This window comes from Streptomyces sp. NBC_00154 (assembly GCF_026342835.1).
Taxonomy (GTDB): Bacteria; Actinomycetota; Actinomycetes; order Streptomycetales; family Streptomycetaceae; genus Streptomyces.
The window spans coordinates 157,986-175,891 of the sequence record NZ_JAPEMI010000002.1; the positions used below are offsets into that span (position 1 = coordinate 157,986).

At 70.5% G+C, this 17,906-nt stretch carries 18 protein-coding genes; 13 read left to right on the forward strand and 5 right to left on the reverse strand.

What is annotated here, in order from left to right; translation table 11 throughout:
* Positions 1 to 46: 46 nt before the first annotated feature.
* From OHA03_RS37060 to OHA03_RS37075, 4 genes are read left to right on the forward strand one after another with little or no spacing between them, the layout of a single operon-like run.
* Positions 47 to 1,045: an aldo/keto reductase gene (locus OHA03_RS37060; RefSeq protein WP_267008413.1), complete on the forward strand. Its 999-nt coding sequence runs from the start codon at positions 47 to 49 to the stop codon at positions 1,043 to 1,045.
* A 2-nt stretch (positions 1,046 to 1,047) separates the two neighbouring features.
* Entirely contained in the window at positions 1,048 to 1,359 is a 312-nt protein-coding gene (locus OHA03_RS37065; RefSeq protein WP_267008414.1) for an L-rhamnose mutarotase, read from the forward strand.
* A 1-nt stretch (position 1,360) separates the two neighbouring features.
* Complete coding sequence (locus OHA03_RS37070) at positions 1,361 to 2,218, forward strand: amidohydrolase (protein WP_267008415.1); 858 nt, start codon at positions 1,361 to 1,363, stop codon at positions 2,216 to 2,218.
* 34 nt (positions 2,219 to 2,252) lie between these two features.
* Positions 2,253 to 3,113 (forward strand): Fpg/Nei family DNA glycosylase, encoded by an 861-nt coding sequence (locus tag OHA03_RS37075; RefSeq protein ID WP_267008416.1) that lies wholly within the window; start codon positions 2,253 to 2,255, stop codon positions 3,111 to 3,113.
* A gap of 26 nt (positions 3,114 to 3,139) precedes the next feature.
* Here the strand turns inward: OHA03_RS37075 and OHA03_RS37080 are convergent, their stop codons facing one another.
* Positions 3,140 to 3,835, reverse strand: coding sequence for a zf-HC2 domain-containing protein (locus tag OHA03_RS37080; RefSeq protein WP_323181354.1), 696 nt, complete (start codon positions 3,833 to 3,835; stop codon positions 3,140 to 3,142).
* Positions 3,836 to 3,871: 36 nt separating this feature from the next.
* Here OHA03_RS37080 and OHA03_RS37085 point away from each other — a divergent pair, with 36 nt between their 5' ends.
* The 4 genes from OHA03_RS37085 (at position 3,872) to OHA03_RS37100 (ending at position 7,848) form a co-directional block, all read left to right on the forward strand.
* Positions 3,872 to 4,654: a LytTR family DNA-binding domain-containing protein gene (locus OHA03_RS37085; protein ID WP_267008417.1), complete on the forward strand. Its 783-nt coding sequence runs from the start codon at positions 3,872 to 3,874 to the stop codon at positions 4,652 to 4,654.
* A 62-nt stretch (positions 4,655 to 4,716) separates the two neighbouring features.
* Positions 4,717 to 5,079, forward strand: a complete 363-nt coding sequence (locus OHA03_RS37090) for a hypothetical protein (RefSeq protein WP_052189755.1) — start codon at positions 4,717 to 4,719, stop codon at positions 5,077 to 5,079.
* Positions 5,076 to 6,557, forward strand: coding sequence for a cation acetate symporter (locus OHA03_RS37095; protein WP_267008418.1), 1,482 nt, complete (start codon positions 5,076 to 5,078; stop codon positions 6,555 to 6,557). Before OHA03_RS37090 ends, OHA03_RS37095 begins: the two co-directional genes overlap by 4 nt.
* Positions 6,558 to 6,618: 61 nt before the next feature.
* Complete coding sequence (locus tag OHA03_RS37100; RefSeq protein ID WP_267008419.1) at positions 6,619 to 7,848, forward strand: sensor histidine kinase; 1,230 nt, start codon at positions 6,619 to 6,621, stop codon at positions 7,846 to 7,848.
* Between the two features lie 37 nt (positions 7,849 to 7,885).
* On the opposite strand, the gene OHA03_RS37105 is transcribed toward OHA03_RS37100, so the two are convergent.
* Positions 7,886 to 8,419 carry a hypothetical protein gene (locus OHA03_RS37105; RefSeq protein WP_267008420.1) on the reverse strand — a complete coding sequence of 178 codons (534 nt, stop codon included), beginning with the start codon at positions 8,417 to 8,419 and terminating at the stop codon, positions 7,886 to 7,888.
* A gap of 129 nt (positions 8,420 to 8,548) precedes the next feature.
* Between OHA03_RS37105 and OHA03_RS37110 the strand changes: the two genes are divergently transcribed.
* The gene (locus tag OHA03_RS37110; protein ID WP_267008421.1) at positions 8,549 to 8,749 is read left to right on the forward strand and encodes a zf-HC2 domain-containing protein; all 201 of its coding nucleotides are present in this window, start codon (positions 8,549 to 8,551) and stop codon (positions 8,747 to 8,749) included.
* Here OHA03_RS37110 and OHA03_RS37115 read toward each other — a convergent pair.
* Together OHA03_RS37115 and OHA03_RS37120 are read right to left on the reverse strand one after the other, a co-directional pair.
* The gene (locus tag OHA03_RS37115; RefSeq protein WP_267008422.1) at positions 8,680 to 9,252 is read right to left on the reverse strand and encodes a sigma-70 family RNA polymerase sigma factor; all 573 of its coding nucleotides are present in this window, start codon (positions 9,250 to 9,252) and stop codon (positions 8,680 to 8,682) included. The two genes, OHA03_RS37110 and OHA03_RS37115, sit on opposite strands and share 70 nt — an antisense overlap.
* 227 nt (positions 9,253 to 9,479) lie before the next feature.
* Positions 9,480 to 12,380, reverse strand: a complete 2,901-nt coding sequence (locus OHA03_RS37120; RefSeq protein ID WP_267008423.1) for a glycoside hydrolase domain-containing protein — start codon at positions 12,378 to 12,380, stop codon at positions 9,480 to 9,482.
* A gap of 97 nt (positions 12,381 to 12,477) precedes the next feature.
* On the opposite strand from OHA03_RS37120, the gene OHA03_RS37125 reads away from it, so the two are divergent.
* The 4 genes from OHA03_RS37125 (at position 12,478) to OHA03_RS37140 (ending at position 17,334) form a co-directional block, all read left to right on the forward strand.
* The gene (locus OHA03_RS37125) at positions 12,478 to 13,617 is read left to right on the forward strand and encodes an ROK family protein (protein ID WP_267008424.1); all 1,140 of its coding nucleotides are present in this window, start codon (positions 12,478 to 12,480) and stop codon (positions 13,615 to 13,617) included.
* A gap of 177 nt (positions 13,618 to 13,794) precedes the next feature.
* A complete protein-coding gene (locus tag OHA03_RS37130; protein WP_267009602.1) occupies positions 13,795 to 14,709 on the forward strand; it encodes a sugar ABC transporter permease in 915 nt (304 codons plus the stop codon).
* Positions 14,706 to 15,626, forward strand: coding sequence for a carbohydrate ABC transporter permease (locus OHA03_RS37135; protein WP_267008425.1), 921 nt, complete (start codon positions 14,706 to 14,708; stop codon positions 15,624 to 15,626). Before OHA03_RS37130 ends, OHA03_RS37135 begins: the two co-directional genes overlap by 4 nt.
* 76 nt (positions 15,627 to 15,702) lie before the next feature.
* On the forward strand, positions 15,703 to 17,334 hold the full coding sequence (locus OHA03_RS37140) for an extracellular solute-binding protein (RefSeq protein ID WP_267008426.1): 1,632 nt from the start codon (positions 15,703 to 15,705) through the stop codon (positions 17,332 to 17,334).
* A 40-nt stretch (positions 17,335 to 17,374) separates the two neighbouring features.
* Here the strand turns inward: OHA03_RS37140 and OHA03_RS37145 are convergent, their stop codons facing one another.
* On the reverse strand, positions 17,375 to 17,836 hold the full coding sequence (locus OHA03_RS37145; protein WP_267008427.1) for a universal stress protein: 462 nt from the start codon (positions 17,834 to 17,836) through the stop codon (positions 17,375 to 17,377).
* Between the last annotated feature and the right edge of the window lie 70 nt (positions 17,837 to 17,906).

Sequence of the window (17,906 nt, forward strand, 5' to 3'; positions counted from 1 at the left end):
TATTCGTTGTGCAGAAACAGCGATCACCGGGGAGGGCGGCAACGGCATGCGGCGAAACAGGGTGGGAAGCAGTGCGGTCGAGGTGACCGAGCTGTCCTTCGGGGCGGCCGGCATCGGCAATCTCTTCCACGAGGTCGATCCCGCGCAGGCCGCCGCCGCCGTGGACGCCGCCTGGGACGAGGGCGTCCGCTACTTCGACACGGCACCGCACTACGGGCTCGGCCTCTCCGAACGCAGGCTCGGCGAGGCTCTGCGCCAACGGCCCCGCGACGCGTATGTGGTGTCCACCAAGGTCGGACGGGTGCTCGACCCCCTGCCGGCCGGCGCGCCGGCCCCGGACGACGGTCTCTCCGAAGGATTCGCCGTAAGGGCCACCCACCGACGCCGATGGGACTTCAGCGCCGACGGTGTACGTCGCAGCATCGAGGACAGCCTCGAACGGCTCGGCCTCGAGCGGATCGACATCGCCTATCTGCACGACCCGGACGACCACGCCGAGGCAGCCTTCGGCACGGCCTATCCGGCCCTGGAGAAACTGCGCGCGGAAGGTGTTGTCGGCGCCATCGGCGCGGGCATGAACCAGACCGCAATGCTCACCCGCTTCCTGCGCGACACCGACGTCGACGCTGTGCTCTGCGCCGGTCGCTACACCCTCCTCGACCAGTCCGCGCTGGCCGAGCTGCTGCCCGAAGCAGCCGCCCGCGGCCGCTCCGTCGTCATCGGCGGGGTCTTCAACTCCGGGCTGCTCGCCGACCCGCGCCCCGGTGCGACCTACGACTACGCTGCCGCCCCGATCACCCTGCTCGACCGGGCCCTGCGCATCAAAGCCGTCACCGAGGCGCACGGCGTACCGCTGCGCGCCGCCGCGCTGCACTACCCGCTCGCTCACCCGGCCGTCGCCTCGGTGCTCGTCGGCACCCGCTCGCCGGACGAGATGCACGACGCCGCCGACCTGCTCTCCCGCGAGATCCCGGACGCCGTCTGGGACGACCTGCGCGCCGAGGGCCTGCTCACCGAGGCCCCGCTCGACAAGGACGGACGCTGATCATGAGGATCGCCCTGCACACCAAGGTCCGTGCCGACCGCATCGAGGAGTACGAGGCAGCGCACCGCGAAGTCCCCGCGGAACTCACCACCGCGATCCGGGCGGCGGGCGCCACCTCGTGGACGATCTGGCGCAGCGGCACCGACCTCTTCCACGTCATCGAGTGCGCGGACTACGCCCGGCTCCTCGCGGAGCTCGAGCAGCTGCCCGTCAACGTCGCCTGGCAGGCCCGGATGGACGAGCTCCTCGATGTCGCGCACGACTACTCGTCGGACGGCGCCGCAGCCGGTCTTCCCGTCGCCTGGGAACTGTGACATGACCGGCCGGGAACGGATCGTCGACGCCCACCACCACGTATGGGACCTGGCGGTACGCGACCAGGAGTGGATCACCGGGGACGAACTGGCCCCGCTCGCCCGCACGTTCACCCTCGCCGACCTGGAGCCCGAGGCCCGCGCCGCCGGGGTGTACGCCACCGTCCTCGTCCAGACCGTCACCGTCCCCGAGGAGACCCCCGAGTTCCTCGCCCTCGCCGACGGCAACGACCTTGTCGCGGGCGTCGTCGGCTGGACCGACCTCACCGCGCCCGACATCGCCGACACGCTTGCCGCGCTGCGCGAACTCCCCGGCGGCGACCGGCTCGTCGCCATCCGCCACCAGGTCCAGGGCGAACCCGACCCCGAGTGGCTGCTGCGCCCCGACGTCCGCCGCGGGCTGTCCGCCGTGGCCGCCGCCGGACTCGTCTACGACCTGGTGGTCCAGTCCCATCAGCTGCCCGCCACCGTCTCGGCCGCCGCCCTGCTGCCCGAACTCACCTTCGTACTCGACCATGCCGGCAAGCCGCCCATCGCCACCCGGAGCCTGCACCCCTGGGCGGCCGACCTCAAGGCCCTGGCCGACCACCCCAACACCGTCTGCAAACTCTCCGGCCTGGTCACCGAGGCCGACCTGCGCTCCTGGACGGTCGACGACCTCCGCCCGTACGCCGACACCGTTCTCGACGCGTTCGGACCCGACCGGCTGATGTTCGGCTCCGACTGGCCGGTCTGCCGGCTCGCGGCGAGTTACGCGGAAGTCGTCGACGCGGCCCGCACCCTCACCGAAGACCTTGCCGAGGACGAGCGGGCGGCGGTCTTCGCGACCACCGCCGAGCGGGTGTACGGGCTTCGATAGGCACGGGCCCGTCGGGTGCGGCACCCTGGGAACCATGCCCGAACTACCGGAGGTCGAGGCCCTGCGGGTCTTCCTCGACGAAAACCTGGTCGGCAAGGAGATCGTCCGCGTCCTGCCGCTCGCCGTCAGCGTGCTCAAGACCTACGACCCACCGCTCACCGCCCTGGAAGGCCTCACCGTCACCGACGTCGCGCGGCACGGCAAGTTCCTGGACATCGGCGTCGGCCCGCTGCACCTGGTCACCCATCTCGCCCGGGCCGGCTGGCTGCACTGGAAGGACAGCTTCCCCGCCACCCCGCCGCGCCCCGGCAAGGGACCCCTGGCGCTGCGCACCGTACTCGCCGGTGGCGACGGCTTCGACCTCACCGAGGCGGGCACCACCAAACGCCTCGCCGTGTATCTGGTGCGCGACCCGGCCGAGGTGCCCGGCATCGTCCGCCTGGGGCCCGATCCGCTCGACGACGCCTTCGACCGTGACGCGTTCGCCGCGCTGCTTGCCGGGGAACGCCGTCGGATCAAGGGCGCTCTGCGCGACCAATCGCTGATCGCGGGCATCGGCAACGCCTACAGCGACGAGATCCTGCACGCCGCGAAGATGTCACCGTTCAAACTGACCGCGAGCCTCACCGACGACGAGACCACCCGGCTGCACGCCGCGCTGCGCACCACGCTCCACGACGCTGTGGCACGCTCCAGCGGCGTGGCGGCCGGAAAGCTGAAGGCGGAGAAGAAGAGCGGGCTCCGCGTCCACGGCCGCACCGGCGAACCCTGCCCGGTATGCGGGGACACCATCCGAGAGGTCTCGTTCAGCGACTCGTCACTGCAGTACTGCCCGACCTGCCAGACGGGCGGCAAACCGCTCGCCGACCGCCGGCTCTCGAAGCTGCTCAAATAGCGCACCGCCGCGCTCACCGCCGGCCCTCAGCGGGTCAGTTGCAGCAACCGCCGTCCGTCCGCCGCACGGATCTCGAAACGGTCGATGGCGGCCGGGTGCAACGCAGCCCCGCCCTGCATCGACAGCGGCCTCCCGTCCGGGCCGGCCACCGACCAGGTGGTGACGGTCTCCTCGCTGCCGTCCCGCCCCACCGCGACCAGTGCGCACACCCCCGCCAACGGCACGCGCGACACCTCCAGACCGACATCCGTGCCCCACTCCTTCGCCCCGGTCGTCACCACGGCAGCCAGCCCCGTGGACCGGTCGGCCGCCGCCCACCGCTGCACCTGGGCCTGCCCCGGCGGCCCGGCCGATTCACCGACCACCACGAGCGGCCCGCCCACCGCGAGGACCACCGCCGCCGCCACCAGCGCCAGCCGCCGCCTGCGGCTCCTGCGCCGCGCGGCCACCACCGCACCCACCGCACGCCGCATCAACTCCGGGCCCGCCCGCACCACCGGATCCACCCCCGGCGGCGTCCGCCGCGCATGCTCCGCGAGCACCTCGGTCACCGCGCCGAACTCCGCCGCCCGGATCTCGCACAGGGGACACTGGGCCAGATGCTCCTCGAAGCGGAAGGCATCGGCAGCGCCGAGCACGCCCAGTGCATAGGCGCCGACATTGCGATGAGGTTCCGGGGTGCGCATGCCGTCTGGTACGGACCCGGCCCGCGAATCACTCAAGCCAACTCCACCGGACACGCTCTACACTCCGGCCTCATGCTGCGCGTACTGGCCGTCGACGACGAAGCACCCGCCCTGGAGGAGCTGCTCTACCTCCTTCGCGCCGATCCGCGCATCCGCAGCGCCGAGGGCGCCACCGGGGCCACCGAGGCGCTGCGCCGGATCGGCAGCGCCGTCGACGCGGGACCTGACGACCCGTCCGCCATCGATGTCGTCTTCCTCGACATCCACATGGCGGGCCTCACCGGGCTCGATGTCGCCCAGTTGCTGGCCGGGTTCGCCGCGCCCCCGCTCATCGTCTTCGTCACCGCCCACGAAGGCTTTGCCGTTAACGCCTTCGACCTCAAAGCCGTCGACTACGTCCTCAAGCCCGTGCGCCGCGAACGGCTCTCCGAAGCCGTGCGCCGCGTCGCGGAACAGCTCGGCGACCGCTCCGCACCCGTGCACTCCACGCCTGTCCACTCCGCGTCCGTCCACGACACCGCAGCCGACCAGATACCCGTCGAACTCGGCGGAGTCATCCGGTTCATCCCGGTCGACGACATCACGTACGCCGAAGCCCAGGGCGACTACGCGCGGCTGTACACCGCCACCGGCAGCCACCTCGTCCGTATTCCCCTCACCACCCTTGAGGAGCGCTGGCGCTCGCGCGGCTTCGTACGCATCCACCGCCGCCATCTCGTCTCCCTCGCCCGCATCGACGAACTGCGGCTCGAGGCGGGCACCATGAGCGTCCGCATCGGCACCGCGGAGCTTGCCGTGAGCCGACGCCACACCCGCGCGCTGCGCGACCTGCTGATGCGGCGGACCGGCCGCTGACCAGGGCCTACCCGGGTTCGAACCCTTCCCAGAGCGCCCCCGGCTGCGTACACTCCGGGCCCATGTCCGCAGAGTCGACGCCCCGGCGTGAAGTGGTGACGGGGGAGCCCCGGCGGGTGCGCCCGCTGCCGCGCTACCGCACCCAGTCGGAGATCGACGAGCAGACCGCTCTCGGTGGCGCCTACGTCCGTTCGCTGATGCGCAGTCAGCTGCGCGCCGGACTCACCGCCTTCAGCGTCCTCGCCGTGGTCGTCGGAACGCTCCCGCTGGTCTTCGAGGCCCTGCACAGCGCCGCCGTCGTATGGGCGGTCCTCGGCTTCGCCGCCTATCCGCCGCTGACCCTGATCGCCTGGTGGTACGTGCGGCGGGCCGAGCGCAACGAGCGCGACTTCGCGCGGCTCGTGGAAGGCCGCCCCGCGCAGTGAGCCGGACGTACGCGGTGGTGGCCGTGGCCGCCGTCGTTCTCACCACCCTCCTCGTCGGCGGTTTCGGGCTGCGCATCTCCCGCACCACCTCGGACTTCTACGTCGCCTCCCGCACCGTCCGACCCCGGCTCAACGCCGCAGCGATCAGCGGCGAATACCTCTCCGCCGCCTCCTTCCTCGGCATCGCGGGCCTGGTGCTCGTGCACGGCCCCGACATGCTCTGGTACCCGGTCGGCTACACCGCTGGCTATCTGCTGCTGCTGGTGTTCGTCGCCGCGCCGCTGCGCCGCTCCGGGGCGTACACCCTGCCCGACTTCGCCGAGGGAAGGCTCGAATCGCGACAGGTGCGAAGGCTGGTGAGCGTCCTCGTCGTCGGGGCGGGCTGGCTCTATCTCGTACCGCAGCTCCAGGGCGCCGGGCTCACCTTGAAAATCCTGACCGGGGCGCCCGGCTGGCTCGGCGATGTGCTCGTCGCGTCGGTCGTCGTGACAGCCGTCGCCGCGGGCGGCATGCGGTCCATCACCTTCGTGCAGGTCTTCCAGTACTGGCTGAAGCTGACCGCGCTCCTGGTCCCCGCGATCTTCCTGGTGCTGGCCTGGCACGGCAGCGGGCATCCCCGGGGCACCTTCGACGAGCAGGTGTCCGTCTTCCGCGCCGACCATCCGCTGTACGCCACGTACGGGCTGATCATCGCGACGTTCCTGGGCACCATGGGGCTGCCGCACGTCGTCGTCCGCTTCTACACCAGCCCCAACGGCCGCGACGCCCGCCGCACCACCGTCGTCGTACTCGCCCTCATCGGCGTGTTCTATCTGCTGCCGCCCGTCTACGGAGCGCTCGGCAGGGTGTACGCCCCCGAGCTGATCCACGGCGGGGACGCGGACGCGGCTGTGCTGCTGCTGCCCGAGCGGGTCATCGGCGGCCTCGGCGGGGATCTGCTCGGCGCGCTCATCGCGGGCGGCGCGTTCGCCGCGTTCCTGTCGACCGCCTCCGGACTCACCATGGCCGTCGCCGGAGTCATCACCCAGGACGTCCTGCCGTCGCGCGGGGTGCGGCACTTCCGGCTGGCCACCGTGCTCGCCATGTGTGTCCCGCTGGCCGGCTCGCTGATGGTCAGCCGGGTGCCGGTGGCGGACTCGGTGGGGATGGCGTTCGCCGTATCGGCGTCGTCGTTCTGCCCACTGCTGGTCCTCGGCATCTGGTGGCGGCGGCTCACCCCGCCCGGCGCGATCGCCGGACTGCTGCTCGGTGGCGGCTCGGCGTTCCTGTCCGTCGCCATCACCGTCAGTGGTGCGGTGCGTCCGCCAGGATGGCCGCACACGCTGCTCGCCTGGCCCGCCGTCTGGTCGGTGCCGGTCGGCTTCCTCGCGATGGTTCTGGTGTCGCTGGCCACGCCCGGCCGCATACCGCCCGGGACGAACGCCGCGATGACGCGTTTCCACCTCCCGGAAGCGCTGATGCCCGGCAGACACCGATGAACGGGGCCGCGATGACTGAGGGACGCGGTGCGCCGGGGGCCGCGACGACCGGGGGACAGCCATGACCGGGGCCGGATACGCCGTACTCGTCCTGCTCGTACTCCTGCTGTTCGGCGGCGGCTTTCTGCTCGGCCGCCGTACCGCCCGCCCCGTACGCACCAGCGACGTCGGCACCCCCGTCGAGCACGCCACCTTCGAGACCCTGCACACCGCCTCGCTCGCCGCGCCCCCGCTGCGCGCCGGACTCACCGAGGAGAGCGCCCGCAAGTCCGCCCGCAGACTGCGCTCCCTGCTCGGCACCGACGCACTCTGTCTCACCGACCGCGACCGGGTGCTCGTCTGGGACGGCGAGGGCGACCACCACGGCAAGCACGTCATGGACCAGGTGCGGGGCCTCCTCGCCAGCGGCAGGGACACCGCCTTCCACAGCGACTGCGACGACCTCGACTGCACGCTGCGCTGGGCCGTCGCCGTACCGCTGACCGTCGACCACCGGGTCCTCGGCACCCTGATCGCCTACGCCCCGCGCGAGTCCGCGGTGCTGGCGAGGGCGGCCGGAGAGGTCGCCCGCTGGGTCTGCGTACAGCTGGAACTCGCCGAACTCGACCGGTCCCGGACCCAGCTCATCGAGGCCGAGATCAGGGCCCTGCGCGCCCAGATATCCCCGCACTTCATCTTCAACTCGCTCGCTTCCATCGCGTCGTTCGTCCGCACCGACCCCGAGCAGGCCCGCGAGCTGCTGCTGGAGTTCGCCGACTTCACGCGCTACTCGTTCCGCAGCCACGGCGACTTCACCACCCTCGCCGACGAGTTGCACTCCATCGATCAGTATCTGGCGCTCGTGCGGGCCCGCTTCGGCAAGCGGCTCTCGGTCAGACTCCAGGTCGCCCCCGAAGTGCTGCCCGTCGCCCTGCCGTTCCTCTGTCTCCAGCCGCTCGTCGAGAACGCGGTCAAGCACGGCCTCGAAGGCGCCGTCACCCTTCCCCGAGATCTCGACTCCGCGCGAGCAGGGGAGAGCCCGATCCGCATCACCATCAGCGCCCTGGACGCGGGCTCCGAGGCGGTAGTCGTCATCGAGGACGACGGCACCGGCATGGATCCCGAACGACTCCGGCAGATCCTGCGCGGCGAGGGCGGTACCTCCACCGGCATCGGCCTGCTCAACGTCGACGAGCGGCTGCGCCAGGTGTACGGCGACGACTACGGGCTCGTCATCGAGACGGGGATCGGCGCAGGGATGAAGATCACGGTGCGGTTGCCGAAGTACCGTGCCGGGGTGCACGGTTCATGACCGCCGCCACGGGCGGCACCCGCCGGGCGGGCAGCGGTCAGTACAGGTGGATCGCCAGATGCCCCAGCGGCAGCCCCAGCTGCCAGGCCGGCGTCCACACCTGGGCCGTGTCCTGCGGCCACTCCAGATCCTCCTCGAGATCGACCGGCTCCCACGGCGCCGGACCGATCGCATCGAGGTCGGCCGCGAGCAGCTCGGTCTCCTCCAGCCACCGCCACGCGACACGGGCCAGCGCCAGATCGGGGTCCGGTCCGTCCCGCTCACCATCCGGCGCCGGAGCCGCCGCCAGTGCGTCGAGCCGCTCGCAGACCCACATGCGCCAGGCCGTCCCGTACGCGGTCAGCAGCCGCAGCTCGTCCATCCGGGTCGCGGGCAGGGCATCGGCCACGCCTCCGTCGGAGAGAAAGATGGTCAGGGCGAGCGCATCGCGCCCCGCGCGGTACTCCAGCGTCGACGGCTCCATCAGATCGCCGGTCCGCAGCAGTTCATCGGCGATGTACTCGGCGTACATCCAGGCCATCGGGACCAGCAGCCCGCCCCCACTGGTTCCATCCGTACGTTCCGGACGCATCCCGTCTCGCCTCTTTCTCTTCTCGGCACCGGGCTACACGCAGCATTGAACCGGGGGAGCGCGCCCCGCGTGGCCAGAAGGACAGGATCCGTCGGACCGGATCCGTCACAGAACAGACATGAGGTTGCGATGACCGCCGATCCCGGGGAGGGCCCGCATGTGCGGCAGCTGCTCGGCGCCTATGTTCTCGACGCACTCACGCCCGGGGAGACCCGCCGCGTCTGCCACCATCTGCGGGAGTGCGACGGCTGCGCCGCCGACTATGTGGAGGTCGCGGAGGCCGCGACCCTGCTCGGCCTGGTCAGCGAGGAGGACCTGCTCTGGGAGTAGCCGGGCAGATTACGGGAGAGCAGGCGCAGCGCGTAGTAAGAGCGGGACTTGACCGTGCCCGCCGGTATGCCGAGCACCTGCGCCGTCTCGCCCACGCTCAGCCCGCGGAAATATATCTGCACCAGCACCGCACGGTGCTCGGGGCTGAGCGTGCGCACCGCCTCGCGCACATCGAGCGCGGCGACGGTGGACTCCGTGGTGTCCTCCCGGTCCGGGGCGCTCTCCAGCGCGATGTCGCCGACCTCGGTCGGCCGGGCCTGCCGGGACCTGCGCGCGTCGATCGCGAGGCGCCGGGCGACGGTGAAGAGCCAGGGCCGCATCGAGTCGTACGGACCGTCGAACGCCTCCGGGTGCTGCCAGGCCCGTACCAGCGTCTCCTGGAGGAGGTCCTCGGCCCGCTGCCGGTCGCCGAAGGTCAGACCGAGCAGGAAGTGCAGGAGCGCGGGGCCGTGTTCGCGCTGCAACTTCGCGAGGGCCTGCTCATCGGTCGTCGTCGTGGTCATCGTGCACGCCCTTCCCCGCGGAGACCCCTGCCGCCGCGCCGCTGCCTGCGCCGTATACGAACGCATTCGCGCCGAGACGAACAGCAGATGCACCGAGGCGTGCGACGAGCGGTCGCACAGAGCGGCGAATGGTGCGGTGAACGGTCGGGCGGACGCCGAGCGGGCTCAGGGCCTTCTTCGGCAGACCCCCGGCCCGTCCTCGGTCGCCGCGGCCGAGGACGAGCCGGTCAGCGGGGCACCGGAGCCGGCCGTACGGACAGCAACCAGCCGCGTCCCGGCGCCACCGGCACCCGCTCACCCGCCGCGAAGGAGCGTTCCGGCTGGAATCCCTCGATCGCGGGCGCATACGCCGCCACCGGGCCGTCGGCGTCCGTCAGGACACACCCCACCGGTTCCGCCGCCCATGACGCGACCGCGGTCACCGTCCCACCGGGTCCCTCCCAGGTGGAGGCGAGGACATCATCCCGGCCCGTGGCCACGGGGGGTTCGTCCGCCCACCAGCCGGTGAACTCTGCGTCGGGCAGACGTAGTTCGTCGAAGGCCCGCCACATCGGACGCACATCGGTCATCGGGGCGCGCGCCGTCATCCCGAAGACCAGGCCCCGCCACGGGTTGCCGCCGCCCTCCAGCATCTCGCCCATCAGCCCGAACGGGATGCCTGACAACTCCACCAGCCAGTAAGCGGGATCGGTCCCCTCGTAGTCGAACAGCTCGCCCAGCCAGAGCCGGTCGGTGTACGGCATCAGTTCCGCGTACAGATTGGCGCTGGACGCGAAGCCGTCCGGCTCCCGGTACTGGTTGCAGGAGTGCAGATCGATAAGGGGCGCCGTGTCGCCGGAGCGGGCCAGGGTCTTGCGTACGCGCTTCATGGTGGTCCGGTCGTACGCCACATCGTCGAGATAGAGGCCGTCGACCCCGATCCGGCGGCGCAGCCGGTCGATGCCGCACACATAGGAGTTGTGCCACCGCGAGTCGCCCGAGGTCACGACGGCCACATCGGCCACGTCGGGTGCCACCCAGCCGGGGACGTAGTCCGTGCCCAGATGCTCGTGCAGCCAGGCGTGTCCACCGCCGGGCCCCGGCGCCAGCACCTCGCTTCCGAGGGATGCCAGGACGGGCAACTCCGGGTTGTACCGGGTAAGTTCGCGCACCGTGTCGTACACCTTGACGCGGATGCCGAGCCGGTGCGCCTCGGCGGTGTACTCCTGGAGCACATCGGCGCCGAGCAGCGGATCGTTCAGGTACGGGTTGGGCGGGGTGGCGTGGTGGAGGTTGACGACGTTCGCGCCGTACGCGGCGACCTCGGCCGGGGAGGCGTATGCGTGGAAGTAGCGCTCGGTGAGTTGGCGTCGTACCTGGATCGGCTTGAACGGCGTGAGCAGGAGACGCAGTTCGAAGCAGCGGCGCTCCCCGGCGGCGATCCTCAGCGGGCCGCTGTACGCGGTCACGGTCCGCACCCCGTCCGCGGTACGCAGCCGGATGCCGCCGTGACCGTCCCCCGCCCAGGAATGCGGCGCGACGAGAGGCTTCTCGCGGTAGTAGTTGGTGTTCAGCGGCCGCGCATAGTGCTCGTCGCGCAGCGACACCTGGATGCCGGCCGAGGGGGAACCGAGCCAGAGGGAGTCCTGATTGCGCGTGGGGGTGTCCCACTTCCAGTCGTACGTCTCCGGGCAGACCTGCCCCGGCAGTCCGAGCCCCATCGCGTACCGGGCGATCTCGGCAACGACCGGCACATCGAGCCGTACGTCGAGGGTGAGATCGTCGACGGCCTCGACGGTGGTCCGTACGACAAGGAAACCATCGGCCTCCAACTCACCCTCGGTGGCGAGGCGGAGTCCGGGAGCGGTGGCTTCGGTCGACCAGCACACCCGAGCCGGTCCGGTCCGGTCCAGCGTCAGCGGAACCCGGTCGAGCGGGCGGCCGACCGTGAGTGTCACCGGCCCGGCCAGCAGATCGCGCTCCGGCCCGTCCGTGCCGGTCACCGCCGAGGTGAACGAGGTGGTGAGCCGCTGCGGCAGCCCGTCGGGGCCGATCTCGACCGCCCGGCCGAGGATCTCCAGCCGGCTTCCGGCCACCTTCACCGGGGTGAACGGCGGGACGACCTCGTCGTCCTGGCCGATCGTCGAGTCCAGCCAGCGCAGCCGGGACAGCCGTGCCGGATCCCCTGCGCCGTGGTCGGTGACGGTCCGCGGCCCCACGGTGATCCGCAGCGGCAGTACCCGCTCGCCGGTGCCGTCGGCGCGTACGGCGACCTCGCCCTCGTACGTACCGGGCTCCGTGTCCTCCGGGACGTCCAGGCCGAACCAGAGCACCTGTACGCGCCCCGCGCCGATGCCGATCCGATTCTCGAACGGCAGTCCGCGTGCGTCGATGCCGCCGGTGGTCAGCGACCGGACCGGGAAGGGGAGCCCGCGGACCTCGGTACGGACCTCCGCCAGCGCCCGCACCGCGTACACCCCGGTCTGCAGCGCATAGAACTCGCCCCGCGCCGCCGAACCCGAGAACGGCGCGAACGGCACGGCGCCCACCCAGCGGGCGGGCAGCCCGTCGTACCGGCCCAACGGACGGTCGCGTGCCTCGCCGAACAGCAGGAACGGCTCGTCCGGGTGGGCCGCGGTCAGCGCGTCGCACTCGTCGGCGGTGGCCGCGAACCCCATCGGCGCGAAGGAGTCGACGGTGCTCACGGCCTCGTACCGGAACGCCTCCGCGCGAGGCAGCGTCGCCCAGACCCGCTCCGGTCGGTTCAGCCCGCACCGATGCACCCAGCCGGGGTCGGCGGTCGGTGTCGGCTGTCGGTAAGCGGCCTGCGGATAGTACGGCCGGCCGGTATGCGCGTACGGCAGGTAGTGCACGGCGTAGTCGCCCTCGCCCTCCACCGGCTCGAAGGCGATCCGGCCGTGCCCGGCCGTCACCTCGATCGGCACCGTGTTCCGCACCCGCCGGCCGGACGGCGCGAGCACGATGACGTCCACCGCCGCGGGGTCCGGATCCCGGCGACGCCATGGCAGTTGGGCCCCGAACACCGGGCCGCCCGAGGGCGCGCGTACCAGGATCCGGTGGTTGCCGTACATGTCGCTGTCCCATGATCCGAGCCCGCACTCCAGCTCGGGATGGCCCTGCTCACCCATGTCCGCACTCCCTCAAGGGCGCTATTTATTAGGTAAGTTGCTCAATCGCCATGGGCCACCATGGAGAGACTTCGATCACGCTGTCAAGGGAGAGGCCATGGACCGGGGTGGGGACGCCTCGCTGCTGCGCCGACTGAACACGGCCGCCGCGCTACGGGTGATGCGGGAACGCAACGAGGTGACCGTGCCGGAGCTCGCCGGGCTGATCGGGGTGTCCCGGCCGACCGCCCAGGACCTCACGGCACAGCTGCTGCGCGAGGGCATGCTGGTGGAGCTGGAGGCCAGCAGCGGCGCTGTCGGCCGTCCGGCCCGCCGGTTCCGCTTCCGGGCCGAGGCGGGACATGTCGTCGGTGTGGACATCGGAGCGCACAAGGTGCTGGTCCACGCCGTGGACCTGCTCGGCCGCACGGTCGCCGCACAGCGCGTCGTCGTCACCCCCGCCATGACCGCACGGCGACGACTCGAGGCCGTCCGCGGGGCGATCGAGGCCTGCCTGGCCAAGCCGGAGGCCGCCGGGGTCCGCCCCCTCGCCACCGGGATCGGCACCAGCGGCATGGTGGACCTGGCGGGCCGGGTGGTGCGGAGCACCGCGCTGCCCGGCTGGACCGGACTCGACCTGGGCCACGAGCTCGCCGACTGCGCGCCGGGGCCGGTGTTGGTCGGCAACGACATCCAGCTTGCGACGCTCGCCGAATGCGCCGGGGGAGTGGCCGTCGGCGTACGGGACGCCATCTACCTGTACGTCGGCAACCGCCCCGGCATCGGCCTGTGGCTGCACGGCAGACTGCACCGGGGCCACGGCGGTGCAGCCGGCGAACTGCTGCCCCCGGACGGCTGGTCGGCGGCCTACCGACGGCTGCTGGACTGGGCCGCCGGACACCAGGGCGCCGAACTGCCCACCCGGAACAGCGCCGCCCGCACCGTGGTCGAGGCCGCGGCCGCCGGGGACGGTGGCGCACGGTACGCCCTGTGCGCCTTCGCCGAGTCGCTCGCCGAATGCCTGGCGCCCCACGTTGCCGCGCTCGATCCGGAACTGGTGGTGCTGGGCGGCGGCATCTCCCGGGCCGGCGCGCTGCTCAGCGAGCCGTTCGCCGCGGAGCTGGCGGGCCGCTGCCCGAATGCGCCATCCGTGCGGAACTCCGCACTGGGCGAGGAATCAACTGCAATCGGGGCAGCCCGGCTGGCATTGGAACACATCGATCACGCCGTGCAGAAAAGTCCAACTGCCGGGGACTAATTGGCTGTTGACCTACTGGTGCGACGCTTCGATGATGTGGCCACTCTTTTCGGAAAGTTGGTTTCTAAATTCGTCGAGCCGCCAGGCCAGGGAGTACGTGTGACATCCGCTGCAACAGCGCGCAGCCCACGGGCCGCGTCCCCACCCGAGCCCAGAGCCGCGAGCGGTCGGCCCCCGCTGCGGCGCGTACCCCTGCGGGTCCGGCTGCGCAACAACTGGGTGATGCTCGCCCTGATGGCCCCGGGCCTGCTCTTCTTCGCCGTCTTCTTCTACGTGCCGATGCTGGGCAACATCGTCGCCTTCCAGGACTACCAGCCGTTCATCGGCTTCAAGGACAGCCCCCTGGTGGGCCTGGCCAACTTCCAGGAGATGTTCGCGGATCCGGCGTTCTGGGAGTCCGTACGCAACACCCTCGCCTTCGCCGCGCTGCAACTGATCTTCTTCTTTCCGGCCCCGCTGGCCCTTGCCCTGCTCATCAACAGCCTGGTCAGCAGTCGCGTCAAGAGGTTCGTGCAGAGTGTTGTCTACCTTCCGCACTTCATCTCCTGGGTGCTGGTCGTCGCCCTCTTCCAGCAAGTGGTCGGCGGCGCCGGCCTGATCAGCAACTTCCTTCGTGGACATGGCCTTTCGGCCCTCGACGTGATGACCGACCCCAGCACCTTCCCCATGCTGATCACCGCACAGGTGATCTGGAAGGACATCGGCTGGGGCATGATCATTTATCTGGCGGCGCTCGCCAACGTCGACCAGAGCCTGTACGAATCGGCCGCCGTGGACGGTGCCGGACCCTGGCGGCGCATGTGGCATGTCACCCTGCCCGCCGTCCGCGGAGTCACGATCATGCTGCTGGTGCTGCGCCTCGGCGATGTACTGTCCGTCGGCTTCGAACAGTTCCTGCTGCAACGCGACGCGGTCGGCGCCCGGGCCGCCGAGGTCCTCGACACCTACGTCTACTACCACGGCGTTGTCTACGGCGACTGGGGCATCGGCGCCGCCGCAGGCCTGGTCAAGGGCGTGGTCGGCGCGCTGATGATCTGGGGCGCCAACCGGCTGGCCCACGCATTCGGAGAGCAAGGGGTGTACAGCAGATGAGCATCGGACTGCCCTTGTCGAAGCCCCGGACCGCGGACCGCCGAGCCGCCTGGGAGGAGCCGCCCACCCGGCTGGGCTCGGCCGCCAAGGCCGTCGTGATCACTGTCATCGTCGCTGTGATGACAGTGCCGTTCCTCATCGTGCTCTCCACCAGCCTCGCCTCCCGCGAGGAGATCACGGCCGCCGGCGGGTATGTCCTCTTCCCGACCGAGCCGACCCTGCAGGCCTACCGCACGATCCTGTCCGGCGGACTGGTCACCCGCGCCGTCACGGTCAGCGTCCTGATCACCGGCGTCGGCACGGCACTCTCCCTCCTGACGACCATCGCCCTGGCCTACGCGCTGAGCAAGCGAGGCGTCCCCGGCAGCAGACCCGTCCTGCTGCTCGTCCTGTTCACGCTGCTCTTCGCCCCCGGCATGATCCCGATGTACGTCCTGGTCAGGGAGCTCGGTCTGCTCGATTCCTACTGGGCGCTGATCCTGCCGGGCCTGGTCAACGCCTTCAACCTGGTGGTGATGCGGGCGTTCTTCATGAACATCCCCGACGAGCTCTACCAGGCGGCCCGGATCGACGGTGCGGGCGACTGGCGGATCCTCACCCGGATCGTGCTGCCGCTCTCCAAAGGCGTCATCGCCGTCGTCGGGCTCTTCTATGCGGTGACGTACTGGAACGCGTTCTTCAACGCGATGCTCTACCTCAACGACTCCGGGAAGTGGCCGGTCCAGCTTCTGCTGCGGACCTATGTGGTGCAGAACAAGCAGATGGCGGCCGACCAGCTCGGCGTGGCCCATCTGCCGCCTCAGCAGTCGATCTCCATGGCTGTCGTCATGATCGCGCTGATCCCGATTCTGCTGCTCTACCCGTTCCTCCAGAAGTACTTCACCAAGGGCGTGCTCACCGGCGCGATCAAGGGCTGACCCACGCCCGCTCCTTGCCGTCCTTCCCCTCACCCGTCCCCCCTCTCACCCTGTTGCGGAGATTTCCATGACCGGCATGTCCCGACGCACTTTCCTCGGCCTGAGCACCGCCGTCGCGGCGGGCGCCGCCGCCACCGCGCTCACCGGCTGCGGTTCGTCCACCGGCCACCGGACCGAAGCCGCCTCGGCAAAGGTGAAGCTTCCCGCGTACGTCCCCTTCACCAAGATCACGCCCGATCTGCCGGCCAATGCGAAGGGCCTCTCCGCGGGCTACCTCTCGTACCCCAAGGAGCTGATCCAGAGCGTCCCCAAGGCCCCCGGTGACGGCTCGAAGGTCACCCTGCTCACCGAGATCTGGACCCAGCCGCCGCTCCCCAAAGGGTCCAACGAGCACTGGCAGAAGATCAACAAGGAGCTCGGCGTCGACCTCTCCGCGATCCTCGGCACGGATCCCGGGTACGAGGAGAAGTTCTCCGCCACCGTCGCCGGCGGGGACCTGCCCGACCTGATGTGGATACCGCCCAACCAGGGCATCCAGCACATTGCCCAGCTGCTGGAATCGAAGTGCGCCGACATCACCGAGTACGTCTCGGGTGACGCGGTCAAGGACTACCCGAACCTCGCCGCGATGACCCCTGCACACTGGAAGACCGCCGTGGTCAACGGCAAGATCTGGGGCGCGCCGAGCCCCTATCCTGCGTTCGGCCAGGTCTACGCCGGCAACCCCAAGGTCTGGGAGAAGGCGGGTGGCCTGTCCGCGAGCAGCCCGGACGAGTTCCTGGCCAAGTGCAAGGAGGTCACCGGCGGCAAGGTCTGGGCGCTGGAACCGATCTATGTCAATGCCGTCAGCGTGATGAGCCAGTGCTTCGGCAGCCCGAACAAGTGGCGGCAGAACAAGGACGGCTCGCTCACCTTCTGGCAGGAGACCGACGAGTACCTGGCGGCACTCGACTTCGTGCTCAAACTCAAGCAGGCCGGCGTCTTCTACCCGGGCGACCCGAAGATGGCCGACGCCTATCTGAAGATGGCGCAGGGATCCATCGGCGCCACGGTGTTCGCCAATCCGTCCGGCGCCCGTGCCAACCTCCGTACCAACGACCCGTCGCTCGCTGCGGAGATCCTGATCCCGTTCGCGGCGGGCGGCCGCCGGCCGAACCACCACTACCACCTGGGCACGATCGGCTACACCGCGATCAAGAAGGGCAGCGAGAAGCGGGTACGGATGCTGCTCGGCGTGCTGAACTACCTCGCTGCGCCGTTCAGCAGCAAGGAGCGCGAGCTCCTGGAGTTCGGCACCGAGGGAGCCGACTTCACGTACGACGAGCAGGGCTTCCCGCAGCGCACCAAGAAGGGGAAGCAGCAGGTCGAGGGGTTCTACAGCGGATTGGCCACCGCGACGACCGCACCGTTCGCGCTGCTGCCCTCGGCCTTTCCCGGCACCCACGGCCCCGAGGACGTGAAGGCGATGTACGCCGTCGAGCAGAAGCTCATCGAGACCGCCATCGGCAACCCGACGGTGGGCCACTACTCCGACGCGTACACCGAGCACTACGGGCGCATGTCGACCGAGGCCACGGACCTGGTCAACGACATCGTCAGCGGCCGCAAGAAGATCGGCGAGTGGAAGCCGTTCTGGACCGAGTGGCGCTCCAAGGGGCTGGACCAAATGGCCCGGGAGTTCCAGAAGTCCATCGAGAAGAACGCCTGACGGCCCGGAAGGCGGGGGCCGCCCCGACATCGTCGGCCGGTTACGGAACGACGGTGACGGGCCAGCGCCCCGCCTTCACCAGCCGGATCGCCACCGAACCGATGAACCGGTGCCCCGCCGACTCCGACGCGCCCACCACCACGGCGTCCGCCTTGAGTTCGTCGGCCGCGGTGACCAGCCCGTTGTACGGATCACCGCGGAAGGTGTGGAACTCCCAGCGAACATCCCATATGTCCTTAAGCCGCTCGGTCGCCGCACGGATCTCGCTCACCAGACCCTCCGCGACCTCGCCGGTCGTGTCGGCGACCGGTGCGCCGAGCGCGGCACCCGCGGGCATCACGGGCTGCACATAGACGAGGGCGAGCAAGGCGTGCTGCCGACGGGCCAGCCCGGCGGCGTACGCGGCGGCGCGCATCGAGGAATCGGACCCGTCGAGGCCCGCGACGATCACCTTCGGACCGTCTGTGCCACGTTCGAACTGGTGGGGCTGCTGCTCTGTCACGGCAGTGAGGTTAGCCGCTCCCGCCGCCACCCCCGACCCGGGCTGCCCCGCTGCCGGGTCCGGAGCCGCC

What these genes read in the sequence shown, in the direction of transcription:
- OHA03_RS37060 (WP_267008413.1), top strand. Translation starts at nt 47, where the DNA reads ATGCGGCGAAACAGGGTGGGAAGCAGTGCGGTCGAGGTGACCGAGCTG.
- OHA03_RS37110 (WP_267008421.1), top strand. Translation starts at nt 8,549, where the DNA reads ATGACCGCCGATCCCGGGGAGGGCCCGCATGTGCGGCAGCTGCTCGGC.
- OHA03_RS37090 (WP_052189755.1), top strand. Translation starts at nt 4,717, where the DNA reads ATGTCCGCAGAGTCGACGCCCCGGCGTGAAGTGGTGACGGGGGAGCCC.
- OHA03_RS37065 (WP_267008414.1), top strand. Translation starts at nt 1,048, where the DNA reads ATGAGGATCGCCCTGCACACCAAGGTCCGTGCCGACCGCATCGAGGAG.
- OHA03_RS37115 (WP_267008422.1), bottom strand. Translation starts at nt 9,252, where the DNA reads ATGACCACGACGACGACCGATGAGCAGGCCCTCGCGAAGTTGCAGCGC.
- OHA03_RS37120 (WP_267008423.1), bottom strand. Translation starts at nt 12,380, where the DNA reads ATGGGTGAGCAGGGCCATCCCGAGCTGGAGTGCGGGCTCGGATCATGG.
- OHA03_RS37105 (WP_267008420.1), bottom strand. Translation starts at nt 8,419, where the DNA reads ATGCGTCCGGAACGTACGGATGGAACCAGTGGGGGCGGGCTGCTGGTC.
- OHA03_RS37125 (WP_267008424.1), top strand. Translation starts at nt 12,478, where the DNA reads ATGGACCGGGGTGGGGACGCCTCGCTGCTGCGCCGACTGAACACGGCC.
- OHA03_RS37140 (WP_267008426.1), top strand. Translation starts at nt 15,703, where the DNA reads ATGTCCCGACGCACTTTCCTCGGCCTGAGCACCGCCGTCGCGGCGGGC.
- OHA03_RS37085 (WP_267008417.1), top strand. Translation starts at nt 3,872, where the DNA reads ATGCTGCGCGTACTGGCCGTCGACGACGAAGCACCCGCCCTGGAGGAG.
- OHA03_RS37135 (WP_267008425.1), top strand. Translation starts at nt 14,706, where the DNA reads ATGAGCATCGGACTGCCCTTGTCGAAGCCCCGGACCGCGGACCGCCGA.
- OHA03_RS37075 (WP_267008416.1), top strand. Translation starts at nt 2,253, where the DNA reads ATGCCCGAACTACCGGAGGTCGAGGCCCTGCGGGTCTTCCTCGACGAA.
- OHA03_RS37100 (WP_267008419.1), top strand. Translation starts at nt 6,619, where the DNA reads ATGACCGGGGCCGGATACGCCGTACTCGTCCTGCTCGTACTCCTGCTG.
- OHA03_RS37070 (WP_267008415.1), top strand. Translation starts at nt 1,361, where the DNA reads ATGACCGGCCGGGAACGGATCGTCGACGCCCACCACCACGTATGGGAC.